Here is a 19069-nt window from a genome sequence, read left to right on the forward strand (position 1 = left end):
TAAAACCTTAGAAACTTAGCATCTCAGAACCTTAGAATCTCAGATTATTAGACATTTCAGCTAATTAAATCATTGAGAATAATAGAGTCTCAGAAACTTAGAATCTCAGATTATTAGACATTTCAGCTAATTAAATCATTGAGAATAATAGAGTCTCAGAAACTTAGAGTCTTAGAATCTCAGAAACTTAGAAACTTAGGACCTTAGGACCTTAGAATCTCAGATTATTAGACATTTCAGCTAATTAAATCATTGAGAATAATAGAGTCTCAGAAACTTAGAAACTCAGTATCTTAGAGTCTTAGAATCTCAGAAACTTAGAAACTCAGAATCTCAGAATCTCAGAAACTCAGAATCTTAGAATCTTAGAAACTTAGAATCTTAGAAACTTAGAATCTCAGAAACTTAGAAACTCAGTACCTCAGAATCTTAGAATCTCATAAAAAAAAAAGCGTTCGTAAAACCCGAACGCTTTTTTTATGAACTGTCTGCTCCCTATTACTTAAGATACGATTCTAACAAAGGACAATTGTATTTTTGAAAAGCAGCCGTTTTTCTATAAACCGAATAGAAATTAATCAGCTCCTGCCCTGCTTTAAACGGGTTCTTTTCTTCTTCCTCCGTTGAAACAATATTGGCGTAGTGATTGTAATACTTGCATTCAAAAATCATTAAACTTGCCAGGGCTTTTTCATTTGTATTTTTAGACATTTTCAAGGCTTTCTCGTAATACATTTTGGCCATGGATAAATTATAGTAATTGCCTTTTTGATATTTCTTTTCATTTTCTGAATTATCTCCATACACATAATCCACATACGATTCACCCGAAGTCCAATCGTACGCAGTCATCATCCAGGAATTCCCCAAATACGACACATTAAAATAAGCATGTGCCAGTTTCAGATTGCTTGTCGCTGTATTTTGTTTTTTTAGCTGAATCAACTGCGCAATAAAATCGGCTTTATTAAAACGATAGTCGAACTTTCGTTCTGTATCTCTTTGCAGAATTTTGGGCGTAAACGGATTCTCGTTTAAAAAGTCTTTATACGCATAATTTTTCTCCCAAAAATCTTTCGGCATACTGGCAAAAGTTTGGTAAGCCAGCTCCAAATTATTATTTCGGAATGCAATCGTTCCTTTCAAATCTTTATAATAATTGACATTTGGCGCTATTGTTCCTGAACAGATATACCTTTCGAAAGGCGTTTTGTCTTTTTTTTCCTGAAGTGCTATCAAACGATCTATATCTGCCTCGGTTGCATTATTCCGGTCAAAGTAACCAATATAACTGTAAAAATAAGGCGCATTGTAGGCGGAGTATTCTCCTTCATTTTTAATATCTGATTTCATCGCCAGCAAACCTGCTGTCACGCGATCGCCTTTTGCAGCAAAATCTTTGCTGGCGATTCGATACAAACTGTATAAATTCTTAAACAAACCTAAATCGGTTTCCACCAAATTTTCAACCGAATCAAAATATTTAAAAAGCTGATTTTGAACCTCGTTATTTTTCAAATCGTCCTGCTTTAAAGAAACCAATGCTAACTGAATATTCTTTTGCATTTGTATCGAAGAATTGGCCTTTTCTGAAATCATATCCGTGTATTTCTTTCCCAGGTCAATTTCGTCTCCTATAAAACAAAGCTGTGCAATCGCTGCTGTGATATAGTCCTTTTGCTCGCCTGAAGTCTGCTCTCTGATGGAAATCAAATAATATTCTAATTCCCTTAAATACAAAATATCATTCCTGAAATTCTCCTCCTTTGCTTTGGCATAATTTTCATACCAGACGGTACTGTCAAAAACCACCGAAGGAGTTCTGTCATTGGTGTATTGGGGTGTAAAAATCCAATCTTCAAGTTTGTTCACTTCCCTCCCGATCAAAAAACTCAAATACAAGCTGTTCGGACTCAACTCGTAAACCTCCTGAATGTTTTTCAAACCTGGTGCCGGATTGCGCAAGCCTTCAATGGCCAGAATCACACTGCGCTCTTCATCGTTTTGAGCCAATGCCAAAGTCTCTGCTGTTAATTTCCAGTTGTAATGCTGCAAAACCGCAAATGATTTCTCTTCGCAGGAAACAAATACTTTACTCAGTAAATAATTCTGCAAAGCTAAATCCTCAACACATAAAGCTTTATAATACAAAGCCCAGGGGCTTAAGATCGTGTTTTTATCAGCTGCAAAATAAGTATCGTACAAACGAATCACTTCATTCTTATCAGAGGCATAAAAACTGTACCTCAACAGTAAAAAGGCATAACGCTGTTTCAAAAAAGAATCTTTTGCCGTTTTGATTTTCTTTTCGAAATCACTAACATCGGCTATTTTATGATCTTTACTGTCATAACCAATATTACCCCACGACTCCCATTTCACATCAGGATTACTGTTGTACTCTAATTTTTTCGCAAACAAAATATAATTGAGAAGCGCCTTATTCTTTGAAAGCAATAAGGCTTCAATAAAAGTGTTCTTATCAAAAACTTTTTTCAGCGATTTCGTTTCGTAAGCGGTTTCAAATTTCTCAGCATCCGTTTCGTACAAAATAACATGTACGTCTTTTGGATCGACCTGACTGCCCAGTTTTTTCTTCCACTCTGTACAATTCAATTCCTGATCTGCTCCCGAAACAGTATGGGTATCGTAGTAATTATCGGCCGAATAATAAAAAGGTGTCAGCTTAAAAAATCCTTCCCTTTGTGCTTTAAACAAAGCCAGTCTGCTGGTCTCAGGCGAAACACTCCACCCACAAGCCAAAGAGACCTGAACACTAAAAACAAAAAGTAAAGAGCTAAAAACGCGCATAATAACCGGATATATTTTGGGTTCCATAATCGTTGATGTATTTTTTATCGAAAGAGAAAAACGTCACTTTGGTCTGACTGTCGATTGGAATTTTACTTTTTACGATCGAAATCATTTTGTCAAGTTCGTCTTCAGAAATTTTCTCAATCCTGATTTCGTCCCCGTTTCTCAAATAAGTCTGTCCCACTAAAATATCGTCTTGCAGTATATATTTAGCGTCTGATACTTTTTTTAATTTAACGGTATCGTTTTGAATCCTGTCATAATCGGATAAAATTCCCTTAAACTGATTGCCTCTGAAAACAACTGCCCAACTGTACAATGGCAGAGCAATATCAAGCTTTAAACCGTATTGGTTGTGTGTAATATATTGTGCCAATTCTTCGCTGGTTCCTATGGAATTTTTGGTAGTAAAATCTTCCGGTTTACTCAAATTGTAACACATCAGCAAGCCTTTATCTACAGGTGGAATTCCTGCTTTTGAAGCATATTTGTATTGCCAGAGTCTTATGGTAGCCGAAACTGCAGTCGCAGGATAGTTTTTCTTGATTTGCTTTAACAAGTAAAAATAATTGTCTTTTGATTTTTCCGACCAGTCACAATCAATCAGGATTTCTTTAAAATCAACTTTCAATTTTGCCATTTCACTCGATTTTACCGAATCATAATTCAACTGTTTACGATTCTCCTGCTTGTAATAATCTTTTGGATACACAATCGAACTGGCTATTTTCTCGGCTTTTGAGTCATTCCTTTTCATTCCTATCTGTTCAATACGTTTGGCAATTCTCACAGCCAAACTGTCCAGTTGCTTTTTTCCGGATTTCAAAACCACTTCATTGGTAATAAAAATACTGGGGGTAATTTCAGGATTGCTTTCATTTAATCTGATATCGTGAAGGGTGGCAACCGGCAAAGGTTCTTTAGCATACGGATTCCAGTCTACATCAAAAAAACGAATGTACAAATGTTTTACTTTCAAGTCTTTTATCAACGAATCATCTGTGTTTTCGAAATTCAAATCGGTTTTCCAATAACAAAACGATCGAACCACTTCATGTTCCTTCTCACAAGTTGCTCCGTTAAGTACCACAAAGAGCAAAATAAAAATGATATTCTTCATATTTTAAAAATCCTTACAAATTCCAATCAAAATTAACATTAATTAAGGTAAGGATATTGATTATTTATGAACAACTTTTGCTTTGGATTCTTACCTTTGCAAAAATTTTTTTTATGTCGAATATATATTTAGGGTACCATTTTACAATTGAACCAAAAGAACCGGGTTCTGAAATTTTAATTGCTGAATTAGGCGAAAAAGCGTTTGAGACTTTTACAGAAACGGAGAACGGAATTTCGGCTTTTGTGAAAAAAGATTTATGGGACGAGAATATTCTGGACGACATTTATATTTTACAATCCGAAGAATTCAAAATCGAATATACCATTGAGGAAATCGATCAGGTCAACTGGAATGAGGAATGGGAAAAGAATTTTGAGGCTATTGATGTAGACGGAAAATGCCATGTTCGCGCTCCTTTTCATGAGAAAACAAACGCTGAATTTGATATTGTAATCGAACCAAAAATGAGTTTCGGAACAGGTCATCATGAAACTACACACATGATGATTCAGCATTTACTGGAAATCGATGTTCAAGGTTTGAAAACACTGGACATGGGTTGCGGAACAGCCATTTTAGCCATTTTAGCCGAAATGAAAGGCGCTCAGCCAATTGACGCTATTGATATCGACAACTGGTGCTACCTGAACTCAATCGAAAATGCAGAACGCAATAATTGCCAGCACATCTCCGTTTACGAAGGCGACGCGGCCTTGCTAGCCGGAAAAAAATACGATTTAATCATTGCTAACATCAACCGAAATATCTTATTAAACGATATGCAAAGTTATGTTGATTGTTTAAATCCGAAAGGAATCTTGCTTTTGAGCGGGTTTTATGAAGAGGACATTCCTTTTATCGATGCTTCTTGCACCGAAAAAGGCTTAACATATGTTAAAAAGTTTCAAAGAAATAACTGGGTTTCATTAAAATACGTAAATTAGATAGTTAATTATCTGTTTATTAAATAGTTCACAGATATCGATCTTTTAAATTCCGATGCAATCTGTGCACACTGTGACCAAAAAATTAGTAATTACAACAGTACAAAAAACTAAAAAAATGAGTACTAAAGAAAAAGTAAGAGAAAGAGTTCGCGAAAAGGAAGCAACAGGTTTCAATAACGAAATCATTGTTTACAACGACGATGTAAACACTTTTGATCACGTAATTGACACTTTGATGCGTGTTTGCAGTCATACGCCAGAGCAAGCAGAACAATGTTCCCTAATTGTACATTACAACGGAAAATGCACTGTAAAAACAGGGCCTATTGAAAAATTAAAACCGCAATGTACCCAACTTTTGGAAGCCGGATTAAGCGCTGAAATTGTTTAATTGCAAATAATTTAAAAACGATTCTATTTTATTCTATATTTGAATAAAATAGAATCGTTTTTTTATGGAAGAATACGGAAAGATATTGATTATTGCAACGCCGATTTTTTTAGTATTAATTATAATCGAAAAATTATACGGCATTTATAAAAAGAACGACACCGCTCCTTTAATAGACAGCGTATCGAGTATCAGCTCCGGAATTACCAATTCAGTCAAAGACGTCCTGGGATTGAGTCTGACCTTCATTTCATATGAATGGCTGGTTTCTAAAATTGCGCTTTATCATCTGGAAGCCAACCTACTTTCTTATGGTATTGCTTTTTTTGTAATTGATTTTTATGGCTATTGGAGTCATCGATGGGCGCATCAGATTAATCTTTTCTGGAACAAACATGCCATTCACCACAGCAGTGAAGAATTTAACCTTGCCTGCGCATTACGCCAGCCTATCGCAAGTCTGGTTAATTTGTTTACCTTCTTATTAATTCCGGCCGCATTGTTAGGAGTTCCGGCTTCTGTAATAGCCATTACCCTGCCCCTCCATTTGTTTCTGCAGTTTTGGTACCATACCAAACACATCAAAAAAATGGGCTTTCTGGAATACATCCTGGTTACCCCCTCACATCATCGGGTACATCATGCTATAAACCCTGAATATCTAGATAAAAACCATTCTCAGATTTTTATTTTCTGGGACAAACTTTTTGGTACTTTTCAGGCCGAATTAGACGATGTTCCGCCAGTTTTTGGTATTACAAGACCGGCACAAACCTGGAATCCTATCCGAATTAATTTTCAGCATTTAACTTTACTGATTAAAGACGCCTGGCGTGCCGAAAACTGGAAAGACAAACTCACAATCTGGTTTAAACCCACCGGCTGGAGACCCGAAAATTTTGAAGAAAAATATCCTGTAACCAAAATCGAAAATGTTTTTGCCTTCAATAAATATGGTACTCAAAATTCACAAAAGCTAATTTACTGGTCCGTAACTCAAATGTTAATCACACTATTGTTTGTGACGTATTTATTTGATAATGTCGCCAAAATCGGATTGCCCAATATCTTCCTCTACGGATTTTTTATTCTGATTACAATCTACAGTTACAGCGAATTGATGGACAAAAGTAAATATGCCATCTTTTGGGAAGGATTACGCTTTAGTATTGCCATAGGCATCATCATGTACTATGGAGACTGGTTTGGCTTAAATCAAGTTATCCCTTTTGGTAATCCTGTTATTTTAACCTATTTGACCTTATCCTTTTTAATTACAATTTACTTTGTAAATATTGATTTTAAAAACTACCGAAACCAACCTGTTAATTCATAAACCGATTATGAGAAATCACTATTTTTTTAAATCCTTTATTGTTGTCAGCATTCTATATCTAATTATTTTGTTTTTAGAATACCAAAATCTGGACTTATTTCTAAAACCTGTTTTGGTACCATTATTAGGATTCGGAGTTTATTTTCGCGGAAAGTTTCCATCAAAAAATATCCTTTTGGGAGCATTATTATTTTCCTGGCTGGGTGATGTAATTCTTCTTTTTGCAGATATTGGTGAGATTTATTTTATTTTAGGGCTTCTTTTTTTCTTGATTGCTCACCTCATGTATTGCGTCCTGTTCAACAAACAAACAAAGAGAAATACTTCTATCAATAAAGTTCTTTTCGCAATTGGCAGCCTGCTTATAGCTTTTTATCTGGTTGGGATGGTTTTATTTTTGATGCCAAATCTAGGTGAATTAAAAATCCCTGTAATCATTTATGCAGCCGTAATTTCGACAATGTTGCTGTTTGCTTTTAATGGTAGTCTGAGTTGGAAAAAAACAGGCAGTCTTTACGTTTTAGTTGGTGCCCTTTCATTTGTTATTTCTGATAGTATTTTGGCTTTCAATAAATTTCATGCTCCCATCGAAAAAAGTTCCTTTTTTATCATGCTTACCTATCTTGTGGCACAATATCTGATTGTAATTGGTATTTTAAAACTAAATACTAAAAAAGCAGATTAACTGCAGAATGTAGTGATGCAAAAGATTTACAATCGTTTTTCCCGTAAATCTTTAAATCCTTATCAGCTGTGGTAAAAACACTTTACATTTGTAGGACCAACATTAATAAACCATGAAAAAAATAGCCCTTTTTATTGTTCTCATTATCAGCGTGACATCTTGTATAAGCACAAAATCAACTTTAAAAAATGTAGATGACAATGCTCCTGATCTTGTTTTAAAGAAAGACAATACATTTTCGATTACGCTTTTCAGCAACGATAAAAAATACGGTTACGACCCTGATTATCCCGTGAACCTGTTTTTTCAAAATACCCGAAATGAAGCTCTAAACGAAACTCGTTTCTTAAATGCTTTAGCAGGTCCAAATGGTGAAAAAATAACCTATACCCGTCTGGAAACCTGTTGTCCTTTTCCAACTAAAAGAAGCGATATGGGTGCCGGGTTCCTGAATGTATATGAACTGAAATGGGACGGGCAAAAGAAGCCGGTAAAACTCTACCTGAACATTTATGAAAAAGGCGTTTTAATGGTGCCAATGGGATTGCGTTTGAAGAGCAATTAAAAAATAAAGTTACACTCAGGATTATACTATGTTAGAAAGCGTACCTCTAATTGTACTTATTCTTCCATTGCTATTTCAGATTATAGCCGGAAGAAAAGCAATTGGTGAAACTATATCTTTAAAATTCGGAACGGTTTGTATAATTAGTCTCATCGCGCAAATAATAGTACCTGTTATTTCCTTTTACATTGCCACCTATAATGCTAATAAATATATCGAGCAAAATCCAAATTCACTTAGATGCGAAATGGAGTTTGTTGGACTTTTTATGTTCACGCTTATTTTTACGTTTGTCCTGATAGTGGTTATAATCATTCAATACTTCATGAAACGATCTTACGAAAAGTAATTTTTTCATGATACTGCTAATTTGCAAACAACATGATAAATGTCATTTATTATCTTTTTATAACGCATTAATATTGCCCTTCATCTTAAACATTTAAAATTTTGAATGAAGTCTTGCAATAGTCTCGAGGGAATAATCCTGATTTCAACATAAATTACACAGCGGATAACCGGATTGGCTTCTTAAAAAAAACATAAATCTTCATCTGCTATTCATAAATCATAACTACCTTTGCACTGTCAAAAAAACATACTATGAACATACAACATATTCCACAAATTAAGCATACTGAAAGCGGCAACTTCTTTTTATTAGCAGGACCTTGCGCTATTGAAGGAGAAGAAATGGCTCTTAGAATTGCAGAAAAATTAGTTGGTATTACCGACAACCTTCAGATTCCTTTTGTATTTAAAGGATCTTTCAAAAAAGCCAACCGTTCAAGAATCGATAGTTTCTCAGGAATTGGTGACGAAAAAGCATTAAAAATATTACGAAAAGTTTCAGAGACTTTTAACGTTCCAACCGTAACTGATATTCATACTAATGAAGATGCTGCTATGGCCGCACAATACGTTGACGTTTTGCAAATTCCAGCCTTTCTGGTTCGTCAAACTGATTTGGTTGTTGCTGCTGCAAACACAGGAAAAACCGTCAATCTGAAAAAAGGACAATTCATGAGTCCGGAAAGCATGAAACATGCGGTACAAAAAGTACTGGATTGTAACAACGAAAATGTTATGGTGACAGATCGTGGTACTATGTTTGGTTATCAGGATATGATTGTTGATTATAGAGGAATCCCTACTATGCAACAATACGCTACTACAGTTCTGGATGTAACTCACTCGTTACAACAACCTAACCAGACTGCCGGTGTTACGGGCGGAAGACCGGACATGATCGAAACAGTTGCTAAAGCAGGTATTGCTGTTGGTGTTGACGGTATCTTTATCGAAACTCATTTCGATCCTGCTAATGCCAAAAGTGATGGTGCTAATATGCTTCATTTAGACTATTTCGAAGGCTTAATGACCAAATTAGTAGCGATCAGAAAAACGGTTAACTCATTTTAATTTCTTAATACCATTTCATTGAAAACAACTTATTTATTCTTCTTTTTGCTGTGTTTTTCAGTAAACACTTTCGCACAGGAAGAAATTACAGTACAAAGATATACTGCTCATAATAAAGGTAAGTTTTTTGTTTCCTGGGGAGGAAACAGAGAAAGTTACACTAAATCTGATGTAAATTTCAGAGGAAAAGACTACAACTTTACAGTTGATAATATGAGAGCTCATGATAAACCAAAAGGATGGCATATTGATTATGTTAACCCGGTCAACATGACGATTCCGCAAACCAACTTTAGAATGGGGTATTTCTTTAGTGACCATTACAGTGTTTCTGTTGGTTGGGATCATATGAAATATGTGATGGCACAAAATCAGATAGCAAATGTAAATGGTTATATTAATTTACCTGCTGATCAGACCGGATCTATTTACAATGGTGTTTACAACAATAGACCTGTAGACATGTCTCAGGGCGGTGCGCAGGAAGGTGGTTTCGGAAAAGGTGAGATCCAACAAAATGGTCCCGCTTTTTTAATGTACGAACATACAGATGGCTTGAACTATATTAATACAGAGGTTTCCAGACATGACGATATTTCGCAATGGTTTGGCTTGCCAAATACTGACAAAGTACAAATTAACTTAACAGAAGGTTTAGGTGTTGGAGTTTTATATCCTAAAACCAATACGACTCTTTTAGGAAAAGAACGTCACGATGATTTTCATATTTCAGGCTATGGTCTTTCAGCAAAAGCAGGAATCAACTTCACATTCTTCAAGTATTTTTATGTACAGGGTGAGTTAAAAGGTGGTTACATCAACATGCAGGATATCAGAACTAGTCAAAGTAATGAAGACAGGGCGTCACAGGACTTTTTCTATTTACAGCGAATTATTGCGGTTGGAGGAATTTTCAGAATCTAATATTTCTTAAAATTATACTTAAAAATAGTTATCATTTTGGTAACTATTTTTTTTTGACCTTTATTTGTCCCGCTAATTAGTAGATGGGGTTTCAGGTTTCAAGTTGCAAGTTTCAGGTTTCAAGTTGCAAGTTTCAAGTTTCAGGTTACAGGTTTCAGGTTTCAGGTTTCAGGTTTCAAGTTGCACGTTTCAGGTTTCACATCTTACATCACACATTTTACATCACACATTTCACCTTTACAAAATGAAAAAATCAAAATATCTCTTTCCGATTATTACCTTCTTACTCAGTTTTGGCTGTGCTTTGTTTGTTGCTCTGAAGGTTTTTCCTAACAATCCGTTTTCCCCTACCAAAAACAAGAAGGAAAACACTTTACAAACTAAAATTCAGGATGGAGATATTATTTTTCAAACCTCTCAATCTCCACAATGTGAAGCCGTACGAATTGCCACAAATTCTAAATTTTCTCATTGTGGCATCATTTACGATATCAACGGAAAATGGTTTGTTTTTGAAGCTGTTCAGCCTGTAAAACTAACTCCTTTTAACGAATGGATTCAGCACGGAAAAGAAGCCAAATATCTTGTGAAACGATTAAAAAACTCCGCTAAAGTTTTAACTCCTGTAGTGCTGCAAAAAATGAAAGAGTACAGCCAGCAATTTGACGGAAAAGAATATGATGCTTATTTTGAATGGAGCGATACCAGAATTTATTGCTCTGAACTGATCTGGAAAATTTACAAAAATGCCGCAAACATCGAATTGTCAAAACTAAAACAGTTAAAGGATTTTAATTTAACCGATCAAAGGGTACAAAAAATAATCAAGGAAAGATATGGAAATAGCATTCCGCTCGACGAAAAAGTGGTCGCTCCTGTTGATTTGGCCGATTCTGACCTCCTAAAAACGGTAATTGACACCTACTAAAAGCCTTTTTTTGTCAGTATCGACGAATAAAACAAAAATACTTCGTTTCTAAAAACTTACATTTTTAACCCCCTGACAACTCTTCAACGTATTAAAACGTTTTTAAACGAATATTTAACAAAATAGTTAAAATCAAAACATAAATCTAACATTTTAATACTATTTTAGCAGAATAAATTTTAAGTTAGGTTTAAACTATGATCGATAGCGCACCTAAATATTCCCAAAATAATCTGCATTTTTTCCCGCAGTTCGAAGATTTTTTTGACTCTTCACCCGATTTATTGTGTATTGCCGGTTTTGACGGCTATTTTAAAAGAATAAACCCGGCCATGACTAAGTTACTGGGTTATACTGAAGAAGAAATACTCTCAAGACCTATAAACGATTTTATTCTTGAAGCCGATAAACTGACTACTACAAATGCCCGCAAAGAACTTACTCAGGATATTGGTTTGTATAATTTTGAAAATCGATATGTGACTAAAAGTGGTGCTATCGTTTGGCTTTTATGGAGTTCTTTTCCGGTTGCCAAAGACAGACTCGTTTATGCTGTTGCTAAAAACATCACTTTCAGAAAAGAGATGGAACAGGAAAGAAATCTTCATTTGGCAGAACTTACCAAACTCAACAAGGAACTCAGACAGCTTACTTATACTACGGCACACGATTTAAGGTCTCCAGTAAATAACATACTGGCCGTTTTTGATCTCCTGGACAAATCAACTATTACAGATCCCGAAACGCTCGAATTAATCTCCATTATTGAAATTTCTACACAAAGTTTAAAGAAAACATTAATTGATCATGTGGCACTTCTGGATAAAAAAAATGAAGAAGACGATCAGTTGGAAGTCCTGCATTTTGAAGTTGTATTGAAAGAAGTTTTAGACTCCATTAATTCCTTAGTCCACAATTCAAAAGCCACAATTTCAATTGATTTTTCGGAGGCAGAAACGATTCTTTTCAACAAAACCTCCTTAAAAAGTATATTCCTGAATCTGATTACCAATTCGATTAAGTACTCAAAACCCGGTTTTTTACCATTTATCCGTTTTAATTCTATCCATTTTAACGAAACCACACAATTGATTATTTCGGACAACGGAATTGGTTTTGATATGGAAAAAGTAAAAGACAAAATTTTTGGGTTGCATCAGAAATTTAATTCAAATAAAGACAGTAACGGAATCGGTCTTTATCTGGTTTATAATCATGTAACGAATCTTGGCGGTCACATTGACGTGGAAAGTACCCCCAACAAAGGGGCAAAATTTACGATCACGTTTAAAAGTTAATCACATAAATTTCTCAATAAAAAAATTCCAAATTCCAATAAGGTCAGCCCTATTGGAATTTGGAATTTGAATTTGATTTTTGCAATTTAGTTTGCAGCCGGAAGAACAATTCCCCCCTGATCCATTAAATACATCAACGTTGTCATGGTTGCAGCTCCAAGCTCCAATTCTCTTTTATTAATAGCATCAAACTTATCGTTTGCCGCATGGTGATAATCAAAATAACGTTGTGAATCCGGTTTTAAACCTGCTTTTACAATCGATTTAGAGGTCAAATGATTGATATCTGATCCTGCATGTCCAATAGTGAAACTATGCACCAAATAAGGCTCAAAAAGGTCTTTAAATCCAGCTATTTTCTTAAAATTAGCGTCATCTGCTTCAATTGAAAATCCTCTTGGAGAAAATCCGCCAGAATCGCTCTCTAATGCAAAAATATGATTCTCTTTCTTTTGTTTCGAAACTTCTTCATACTTAGCGCCACCTTTTCCTCCATTCTCTTCATTCATAAACAAAACGACACGAATCGTATTTTTAGGCTTATAGTTTAAGTTTTTCAAAATTCGAACTACTTCCATACTTTGAACCACTCCTGCTCCATCGTCGTGCGAACCATCTGCTAAATCCCAGGAATCTAAATGCCCTCCGACAACCATAATGTTGCCAGGGTTTTCTGTTCCGGTCATTTCTCCAATCACATTATACGATAAAACATCCGGCAAGGTCTCACAGGATTGTTTGAAATAAAATTTCAACGATGGATTTACTTTCAAAGATTTACTTAACAATTCTGCTCCATTGGTACTGATTGCGGCAGTTGGAATGTATTGATCTTTTGGTAAGTCGCCATAGCTTTGAGCTCCTGTATGCGGAAAATCGTCTAAACGCAAGTTCATCGAACGCACGATTGTTCCAACTGCACCTAATTTTGCCGCTTCTTTTGCACCGGCATACCTTTGATCTACACAGGCTCCGTAAGATTTAAAGGTTTCGATATTTTCCGGATCCATTGGTCTGTTATAAAACACAATTTTACCTTTTACTTTGTCGCCTAATTCTGCCAGTTCTTTGATTCCCTTTACTTCGATTACTTCAGCAGTAAGTCCAATTTTAGGGGTAGCAACTGATCCTCCTAAAGCACAAATTGGCACTACCGTTTTCGTTTTATTATCTAAAATATAAGCGGTTTCTTTTTCGCCACGCACCCAATGCGGAACCATTACTTCCTGTAGATAAACTTTGTCAAGACCTAGAGTCTCCAATTGCCTTTTAGTATACTGCACTGCTTTTTCGGCACTTGCAGAACCTGATAAACGGCTTCCGATATCGTTAGACAAATATTCTAACCAGGTATAACATTTAGACTCGGTTAGGGCCTTTTTATAAAACAATTTAATGTTTTTCTCATCATTTGACTGCGCAAAAGATGTCAATCCGTTTAAAACTAATGCAGTTAAAAGAATCGTTTTTTTCATAGGTTGTATAGCATTTTTTGGTTGTTAAACAAAGGAACAAAATTCTTTAGAACTGCCATCGCTTTTATTTAACGATTTGAAAAAAAAATCTTTCACTTATAGAAGGAGTATGTAGGCAAACAAAATAAAACCTCTTTTTTATAGATAGAAAACCTATAACACTCCTATGCTTACGAAATTATTACTAGAAACCAATTACATACATAACAAACAGAAGCAAGACCTAACTTAAGAGTTTTGAAAAGATGAGAATCAAGAATTAAATTCCTAAGTAGTCAAGAAAAAGAAATTAAGCATGAAATTACAGGAATTATAAAGGCCCATACTGAGTTAAACGCCGAAATAAATCAAATAACTTTCACGCCCCGAATTGGAACAGTAACAGTGGTTATTATTCTCTTAAAAACTAATGGTTTTAGATTGATACAAAATAAAAACAACTGATCAGCTATAGATGGTTTTTTCTTATTTAAATTACCCGATCTTTTTTTGCCTAATCCTGAACTTTTGAATAGGAGCCATCGCAGGTCATAAAAAATGCAGCTAGAAATAACTACCAGTCCACCTCTGCATCGTAACTAAAAAACAAGACCTTTTAATTATATAACTCAATCATCTACGGTTATTACACAGAACATACCACTTATTAAACATTACACTTTTTTTCTATGAATCAAGGATAAGTTTGCTTAAACTTTTTGGTTTAATTGTATAAAAAACAATTAAAGCAACAGTGGTTATTTTGAAAAAAGATTAGTCATAATCTACAAATTTTTAGTTTAGATATGTTAAAATTACCTGCCTTTTTTTTTAGAATCAATTATTACCAGATCAAATATCTAATTATACTTTTTTCTTTATTCGCTTCTTTTTTAAACCCTATATACGGTCAAACCAATTTGTATACGAACGCTGATTTTATTAAAAAACTGTATAACGATCCAAATTACTTGATTTTTAAAGAAAAAATATACAAAGAATTTAAACATTCGCATTCAGTATATTGGGGAGAATTTATAAAAGGTGTTAATGAAGATTTATACACTAAACAAAAAATAATAGCATTTACTTTTGATGCTTGTGGACGAGAGAAATCATACGCTTACGATTCACAATTAATAAATTTTCTTCGAAAGCAAAAGATTCCGTCGACTTTATTTATTACCGGTCAATGGATTGATGAAAATTATGAAACCTTTTTAGAACTATCAAAAGATCCATTATTTGAAATAGAAAATCATGGATTTTATCATAGACCTTGTTGTTCAAATGGAAAATCAATATACGGAATTCAAGGAACAAAAAATATTTCAGAAGCAGTTGATGAAATAGAAGCTAATGCTCAAAAAATAGAGCGAATTACAGGGAAAAAACCTCGATTTTATAGATCCGCAACTGCTTATACTGATGAAATTTGCACAAAAATAGCTAAAAAAATAGGTGTTACTATTGTTAGTTATCATGTACTAGCCGGAGATGCTATTCCATTTGCACCAAAATCTGCTATTATAAAAAATGTTATTCATAATCTAAAATCTGGTCCAATAATCATTATGCATTTTAACCATCCTAAATGGAATACTTATGAAGCTATGCAAGAAATTGTTCCAGAATTAAAAAGACAAGGATATAGTTTTATAAAACTTGAAAATATTTCCCCTAAAAAAAAATAACACACAGAAACATAGACTCCCGATATAAAAAAAACTACAAAAGAAATAGGAATATTTCAGTGAAGTGGAACGTCTTTTTTACAGATACAAAACCTATGTTACTCTATGTGTTAAAATGAATTACACTCAATAAGACAAAATGAAAATTATTTTACTTCTACTACTTCATTTTTCATACCTATTCCGTTTTCATTAAAAGCTTCAATGGTAAAATAATAAGTGGTTCCTTTATCCAGACCTCTAAAATCATACGAACTTTCGTCATAAACCATAATGCTATTATACAATTTGTCTGGTGCAATTCCGTAATAAATATTGTAACCGGTAGTGTTCGCCTGTTTTTTCCAGGAAATCATAGCGTTTCTTGCATCGGCAGTATTTCTGTCTACTTTAAAATCAAGAACTGGTTGTGGTTTTTCTGCCAATCCGTTTCCAAACACTCTGAAATCTGAAATCGCAAACAATCCGGAGGCATTATGAACGTTGACCATTTTAATGTAACGCGCTTTTATTGCTTTCGTCAGCTCGACATAATCATGCGGAACGTCTTTTGCATTTTTAGATTTATCGACTACCAATTTCCAGTTTACAGCGTCATCCGACATGAAAATTTTGTACTGATAATAGATATCCATTGCCTTATTGAACTGTGTTGCTTTATGATCGGCATAGTTGATCTGCAAGGCATTGATCTGCATTTGTCTGCCTAAATCAAGCTGTAACCATTCACCCGGATCGGCTGTTTTTGCAGACCAGTAGGTTTGAATATTTTCGTCGGTTAAATTCACAGCTCCGTAACAAAACTTCTCGTATACTTTTTTACCTCCATTATCCATTCTGTGGGTTTCTACTTCCATACATTCTTCTGAAGAGGAAACAGTGACAGGCTTTTTATACGAAAGCAGCATCCAGCCGGAAGAGGCTCCTTTTTCCTGATTGCGTTTTTTAGAGGGAAGAACAATTGGAAAATCTCCATAAGAAGTAATAGAATACATCACATCGTCTTTATCAAATCCGGCAGGAAACATATCAATGCGACGCTCGAAACGGTCTTTGATTGAGATCTTACAGGTTCCCGTATTCCAGTAATTCCCATAATTGTCTGCGAAAGTGTTTCCGTGTCCCGCTCCGATTACAAATCCTCCCGGTTTGTATGACATGGGATTGTGTTTTTGATAGGTGAAGGGTCCTAACGGGCTGTTACCAACATGAACTCCATTGGCATAACCTTTAAATTCTGTGGCTGGAGCTCCGTATTGCATATAATATTTACCATTGTGTTTGGTCATCCAGGCTCCTTCTATAAAATTTCCCCAGGGCGCGGGTTCCATATCATTATTGGGGCCAAAACGTTCCCAGCCGTGATTGGCAGGATCTAAACCTACTACCTCTTTGATCTCACCATAAGCACGCTGAATATCTTCTACTTCAATGGCTTTGTACAGTTTTTCATAAGCTGCCTGATTGCCTTTCGGAAGCCAGGTATTATAATCAACTTCTACACCCACAAGTGGCAACTTTCCACTTGAGCCGTAATACATGTATACTTTTTTATCATCATCCTGAAAAATGGCAGGATCCCAGGTAGGCAGCATCGCTTTATCAACATGTCGCAGCCATTGTCCCGATTTTGGATCTGCAGTTTTCCAGATTGGATGATCTCTTTTCCAGGTTGAGCCCACATAAAACAAGGTATCGTTGACTACCCAGGCGGCAGGGGCGCATTGATCGTCATCAGCTGGCTTGCGTTGGAAACTTCCGTATACAAATTTCCAGTCTGACAGGTCTTTACTCCAAAAATATCCCGCCTGATTGGTCGCGAACAAATAGTATTCGCCTTTGAATGTAATAATTACCGGATCGGCACTGGAACGTCGGGATTCCGGAATACCATTGTGATTTTCGGTGGTATAATTGTACCCAATATTAATTGGATTACAGTAGGTCGTTGCTTTTTTATTGGGGTCAAACCATTCTGTTTTACCGGGAATTTTAGTGTTTTGTGCGAGTATTGTATTGCTTAAACTAACTAGCATCAGCATAACAGTTACTACATGTATATTTTTCATAGGATGATTTTTATATAAAAGATTTTCTCCAAAAGAGAAAACACAGTTTCAATAGATCTATTTTTTCTGTTTTATCCTTTGTTCTAACAACTCAGGTTCATTGGTAGTGATATAATTGAATTTATGATCAATTATCCAGTCCATATCGGCCGTTTCGTTTACTGTCCAGGCATTTAAAATAACCTTATACTCTTTAGCTTCTTTGATCCATTCCGGATGCTTTTTAAATACTGAATAATGATAATCAACGCCGTTTATACGGTCTGCTTTAACTTCTTTCGGAGATTTGTTTCCTTCGAGATACTGTAAACTTGTTCGGGAATCGACTTCTCTGATTTGTTTCAGAATTTCGTAATCAAAACTAATGTAGCAGGTGTTTTTATTTGCTTTAAGTTTTTGAATTGTTTCTACAGTCCTCAACGCCGTTTTTCTTCCTCTTTCTTTACTTATTTCCGAAGGTTTTATTTCGCAAACCAAAAGTGTACGTTTATTATTTCGCTTACCTTCAGCAATATACTCGTACAAGGTTGGAAGCTTCTCTCCGTTTGAAAGTTTAAACTTTATAAGATCGGCATAATTGGTTTCCTCAATAGGCAATTTGTTGTAATGTGCATCATGATTGATTACAAGTGAATCATCGGCTGTTCTCCATACGTCAAATTCTGAACCGGGAAGTTTTAAGTCGATGGCATGTCTTAGAGCGGCTATAGAATTTTCAGGAAGATTGTTCTTTTTCCATGCCCCGCGATGTGCCACTATTGCATTTTCTTTAACACAGCAGGACTGAAAAGCAATTGCTACTGTTAAAAGTAATGATATCCGAAATGCTTTAGTTGTATTCATTATTTTTAATTTATAGTAAACCTAATATTGTAAACTTCATTGACTATCCTGATCCCCAAAAGGACTATTGATTCATCTGTTTGGGAAGATCGCAACTTCCTTTGAACACCTGATATTTTAAACTTTGATTGATACAAATAAATACCGTATTTTATAATTTGTAAGAAATAACTTGTTTTATTAATTTTATAATGTAATTTTGTAGGATTATTAACCTAAAAAAAATAAAAAAAATGAAAGATCAAGAGAATTTAGGAACGTATCCTGTTAAAACTGATGGCGACGATGGTGCAGCTATAAATACCGTTTTTTCTCAATTAAGAAGTAACAATACCACCTTTAATGGCAAGCCTTATGATGCAAGTATAGCCAATGTTACATTTGCCAATTTTTACATGCAATTTTTTGATGCACAAGGTCACGTACAAGGTCTGACCTATTATTACAATGGTGATAGTGGTCTATGGAATCAGAATGGTGATACAACATACCCGGTGTACAATGATCAGGTTTCTGGTGCTATTGATATCGATTTTTCATCTAATTAATGTTGAACCTATTTGCAAAAAACAATAT

17 protein-coding genes are annotated in these 19069 nt (G+C 35.0%); 12 read left to right on the top strand and 5 right to left on the bottom strand.

Annotated features, from left to right (window positions below):
* Positions 1-498 precede the first annotated feature (498 nt).
* Complete coding sequence (locus JO950_RS12600) at positions 499-2838, bottom strand: hypothetical protein (RefSeq protein ID WP_202702967.1); 2340 nt, start codon at positions 2836-2838, stop codon at positions 499-501.
* Entirely contained in the window at positions 2798-3934 is a 1137-nt protein-coding gene (locus JO950_RS12605; protein ID WP_202702968.1) for a hypothetical protein, read from the bottom strand. The genes JO950_RS12600 and JO950_RS12605 overlap by 41 nt, the downstream gene beginning before the upstream one ends.
* Positions 3935-4047: 113 nt before the next feature.
* Between JO950_RS12605 and prmA the strand changes: the two genes are divergently transcribed.
* The 10 genes from prmA to JO950_RS12655 all read left to right on the top strand — a co-directional run bounded on the left by prmA (position 4048) and on the right by JO950_RS12655 (position 12433).
* Positions 4048-4881 (top strand): 50S ribosomal protein L11 methyltransferase, encoded by an 834-nt coding sequence (gene prmA / locus JO950_RS12610; RefSeq protein WP_017496581.1) that lies wholly within the window; start codon positions 4048-4050, stop codon positions 4879-4881.
* A gap of 118 nt (positions 4882-4999) precedes the next feature.
* Positions 5000-5275, top strand: coding sequence for an ATP-dependent Clp protease adaptor ClpS (locus JO950_RS12615; protein ID WP_026109999.1), 276 nt, complete (start codon positions 5000-5002; stop codon positions 5273-5275).
* 64 nt (positions 5276-5339) lie between these two features.
* Positions 5340-6611, top strand: coding sequence for a sterol desaturase family protein (locus JO950_RS12620; protein WP_202702969.1), 1272 nt, complete (start codon positions 5340-5342; stop codon positions 6609-6611).
* A gap of 7 nt (positions 6612-6618) precedes the next feature.
* On the top strand, positions 6619-7296 hold the full coding sequence (locus JO950_RS12625) for a lysoplasmalogenase (RefSeq protein ID WP_202702970.1): 678 nt from the start codon (positions 6619-6621) through the stop codon (positions 7294-7296).
* A 112-nt stretch (positions 7297-7408) separates the two neighbouring features.
* Complete coding sequence (locus JO950_RS12630) at positions 7409-7861, top strand: 2-dehydro-3-deoxyphosphooctonate aldolase (RefSeq protein WP_202702971.1); 453 nt, start codon at positions 7409-7411, stop codon at positions 7859-7861.
* A 28-nt stretch (positions 7862-7889) separates the two neighbouring features.
* Complete coding sequence (locus JO950_RS12635) at positions 7890-8210, top strand: hypothetical protein (RefSeq protein WP_202702972.1); 321 nt, start codon at positions 7890-7892, stop codon at positions 8208-8210.
* A 254-nt stretch (positions 8211-8464) separates the two neighbouring features.
* Positions 8465-9283, top strand: coding sequence for a 3-deoxy-8-phosphooctulonate synthase (kdsA, locus tag JO950_RS12640; RefSeq protein WP_017496575.1), 819 nt, complete (start codon positions 8465-8467; stop codon positions 9281-9283).
* An 18-nt stretch (positions 9284-9301) separates the two neighbouring features.
* On the top strand, positions 9302-10207 hold the full coding sequence (locus tag JO950_RS12645; protein WP_202702973.1) for a hypothetical protein: 906 nt from the start codon (positions 9302-9304) through the stop codon (positions 10205-10207).
* 244 nt (positions 10208-10451) lie between these two features.
* A complete protein-coding gene (locus JO950_RS12650) occupies positions 10452-11135 on the top strand; it encodes a YiiX family permuted papain-like enzyme (protein ID WP_202702974.1) in 684 nt (227 codons plus the stop codon).
* Between the two features lie 197 nt (positions 11136-11332).
* Positions 11333-12433: a PAS domain-containing sensor histidine kinase gene (locus JO950_RS12655; RefSeq protein WP_202702975.1), complete on the top strand. Its 1101-nt coding sequence runs from the start codon at positions 11333-11335 to the stop codon at positions 12431-12433.
* An 86-nt stretch (positions 12434-12519) separates the two neighbouring features.
* Here JO950_RS12655 and JO950_RS12660 read toward each other — a convergent pair whose 3' ends face one another.
* Positions 12520-13908 (bottom strand): M20/M25/M40 family metallo-hydrolase, encoded by a 1389-nt coding sequence (locus JO950_RS12660; RefSeq protein WP_202702976.1) that lies wholly within the window; start codon positions 13906-13908, stop codon positions 12520-12522.
* A 950-nt stretch (positions 13909-14858) separates the two neighbouring features.
* Here JO950_RS12660 and JO950_RS12665 point away from each other — a divergent pair.
* Positions 14859-15581: a polysaccharide deacetylase family protein gene (locus JO950_RS12665; protein WP_237732349.1), complete on the top strand. Its 723-nt coding sequence runs from the start codon at positions 14859-14861 to the stop codon at positions 15579-15581.
* Between the two features lie 146 nt (positions 15582-15727).
* Here the strand turns inward: JO950_RS12665 and JO950_RS12670 are convergent, their stop codons facing one another.
* Positions 15728-17650: a family 43 glycosylhydrolase gene (locus JO950_RS12670; RefSeq protein ID WP_202702978.1), complete on the bottom strand. Its 1923-nt coding sequence runs from the start codon at positions 17648-17650 to the stop codon at positions 15728-15730.
* 57 nt (positions 17651-17707) lie between these two features.
* On the bottom strand, positions 17708-18493 hold the full coding sequence (locus tag JO950_RS12675; RefSeq protein ID WP_202702979.1) for a glycerophosphodiester phosphodiesterase family protein: 786 nt from the start codon (positions 18491-18493) through the stop codon (positions 17708-17710).
* 233 nt (positions 18494-18726) lie between these two features.
* Between JO950_RS12675 and JO950_RS12680 the strand changes: the two genes are divergently transcribed.
* Positions 18727-19041, top strand: coding sequence for a hypothetical protein (locus JO950_RS12680; protein ID WP_202702980.1), 315 nt, complete (start codon positions 18727-18729; stop codon positions 19039-19041).
* Positions 19042-19069 lie beyond the last annotated feature (28 nt).

Origin of the sequence: Flavobacterium sp. UGB4466, from assembly GCF_903469665.1 — a bacterium.
Taxonomy (GTDB): Bacteria; Bacteroidota; Bacteroidia; order Flavobacteriales; family Flavobacteriaceae; genus Flavobacterium; species Flavobacterium lipolyticum.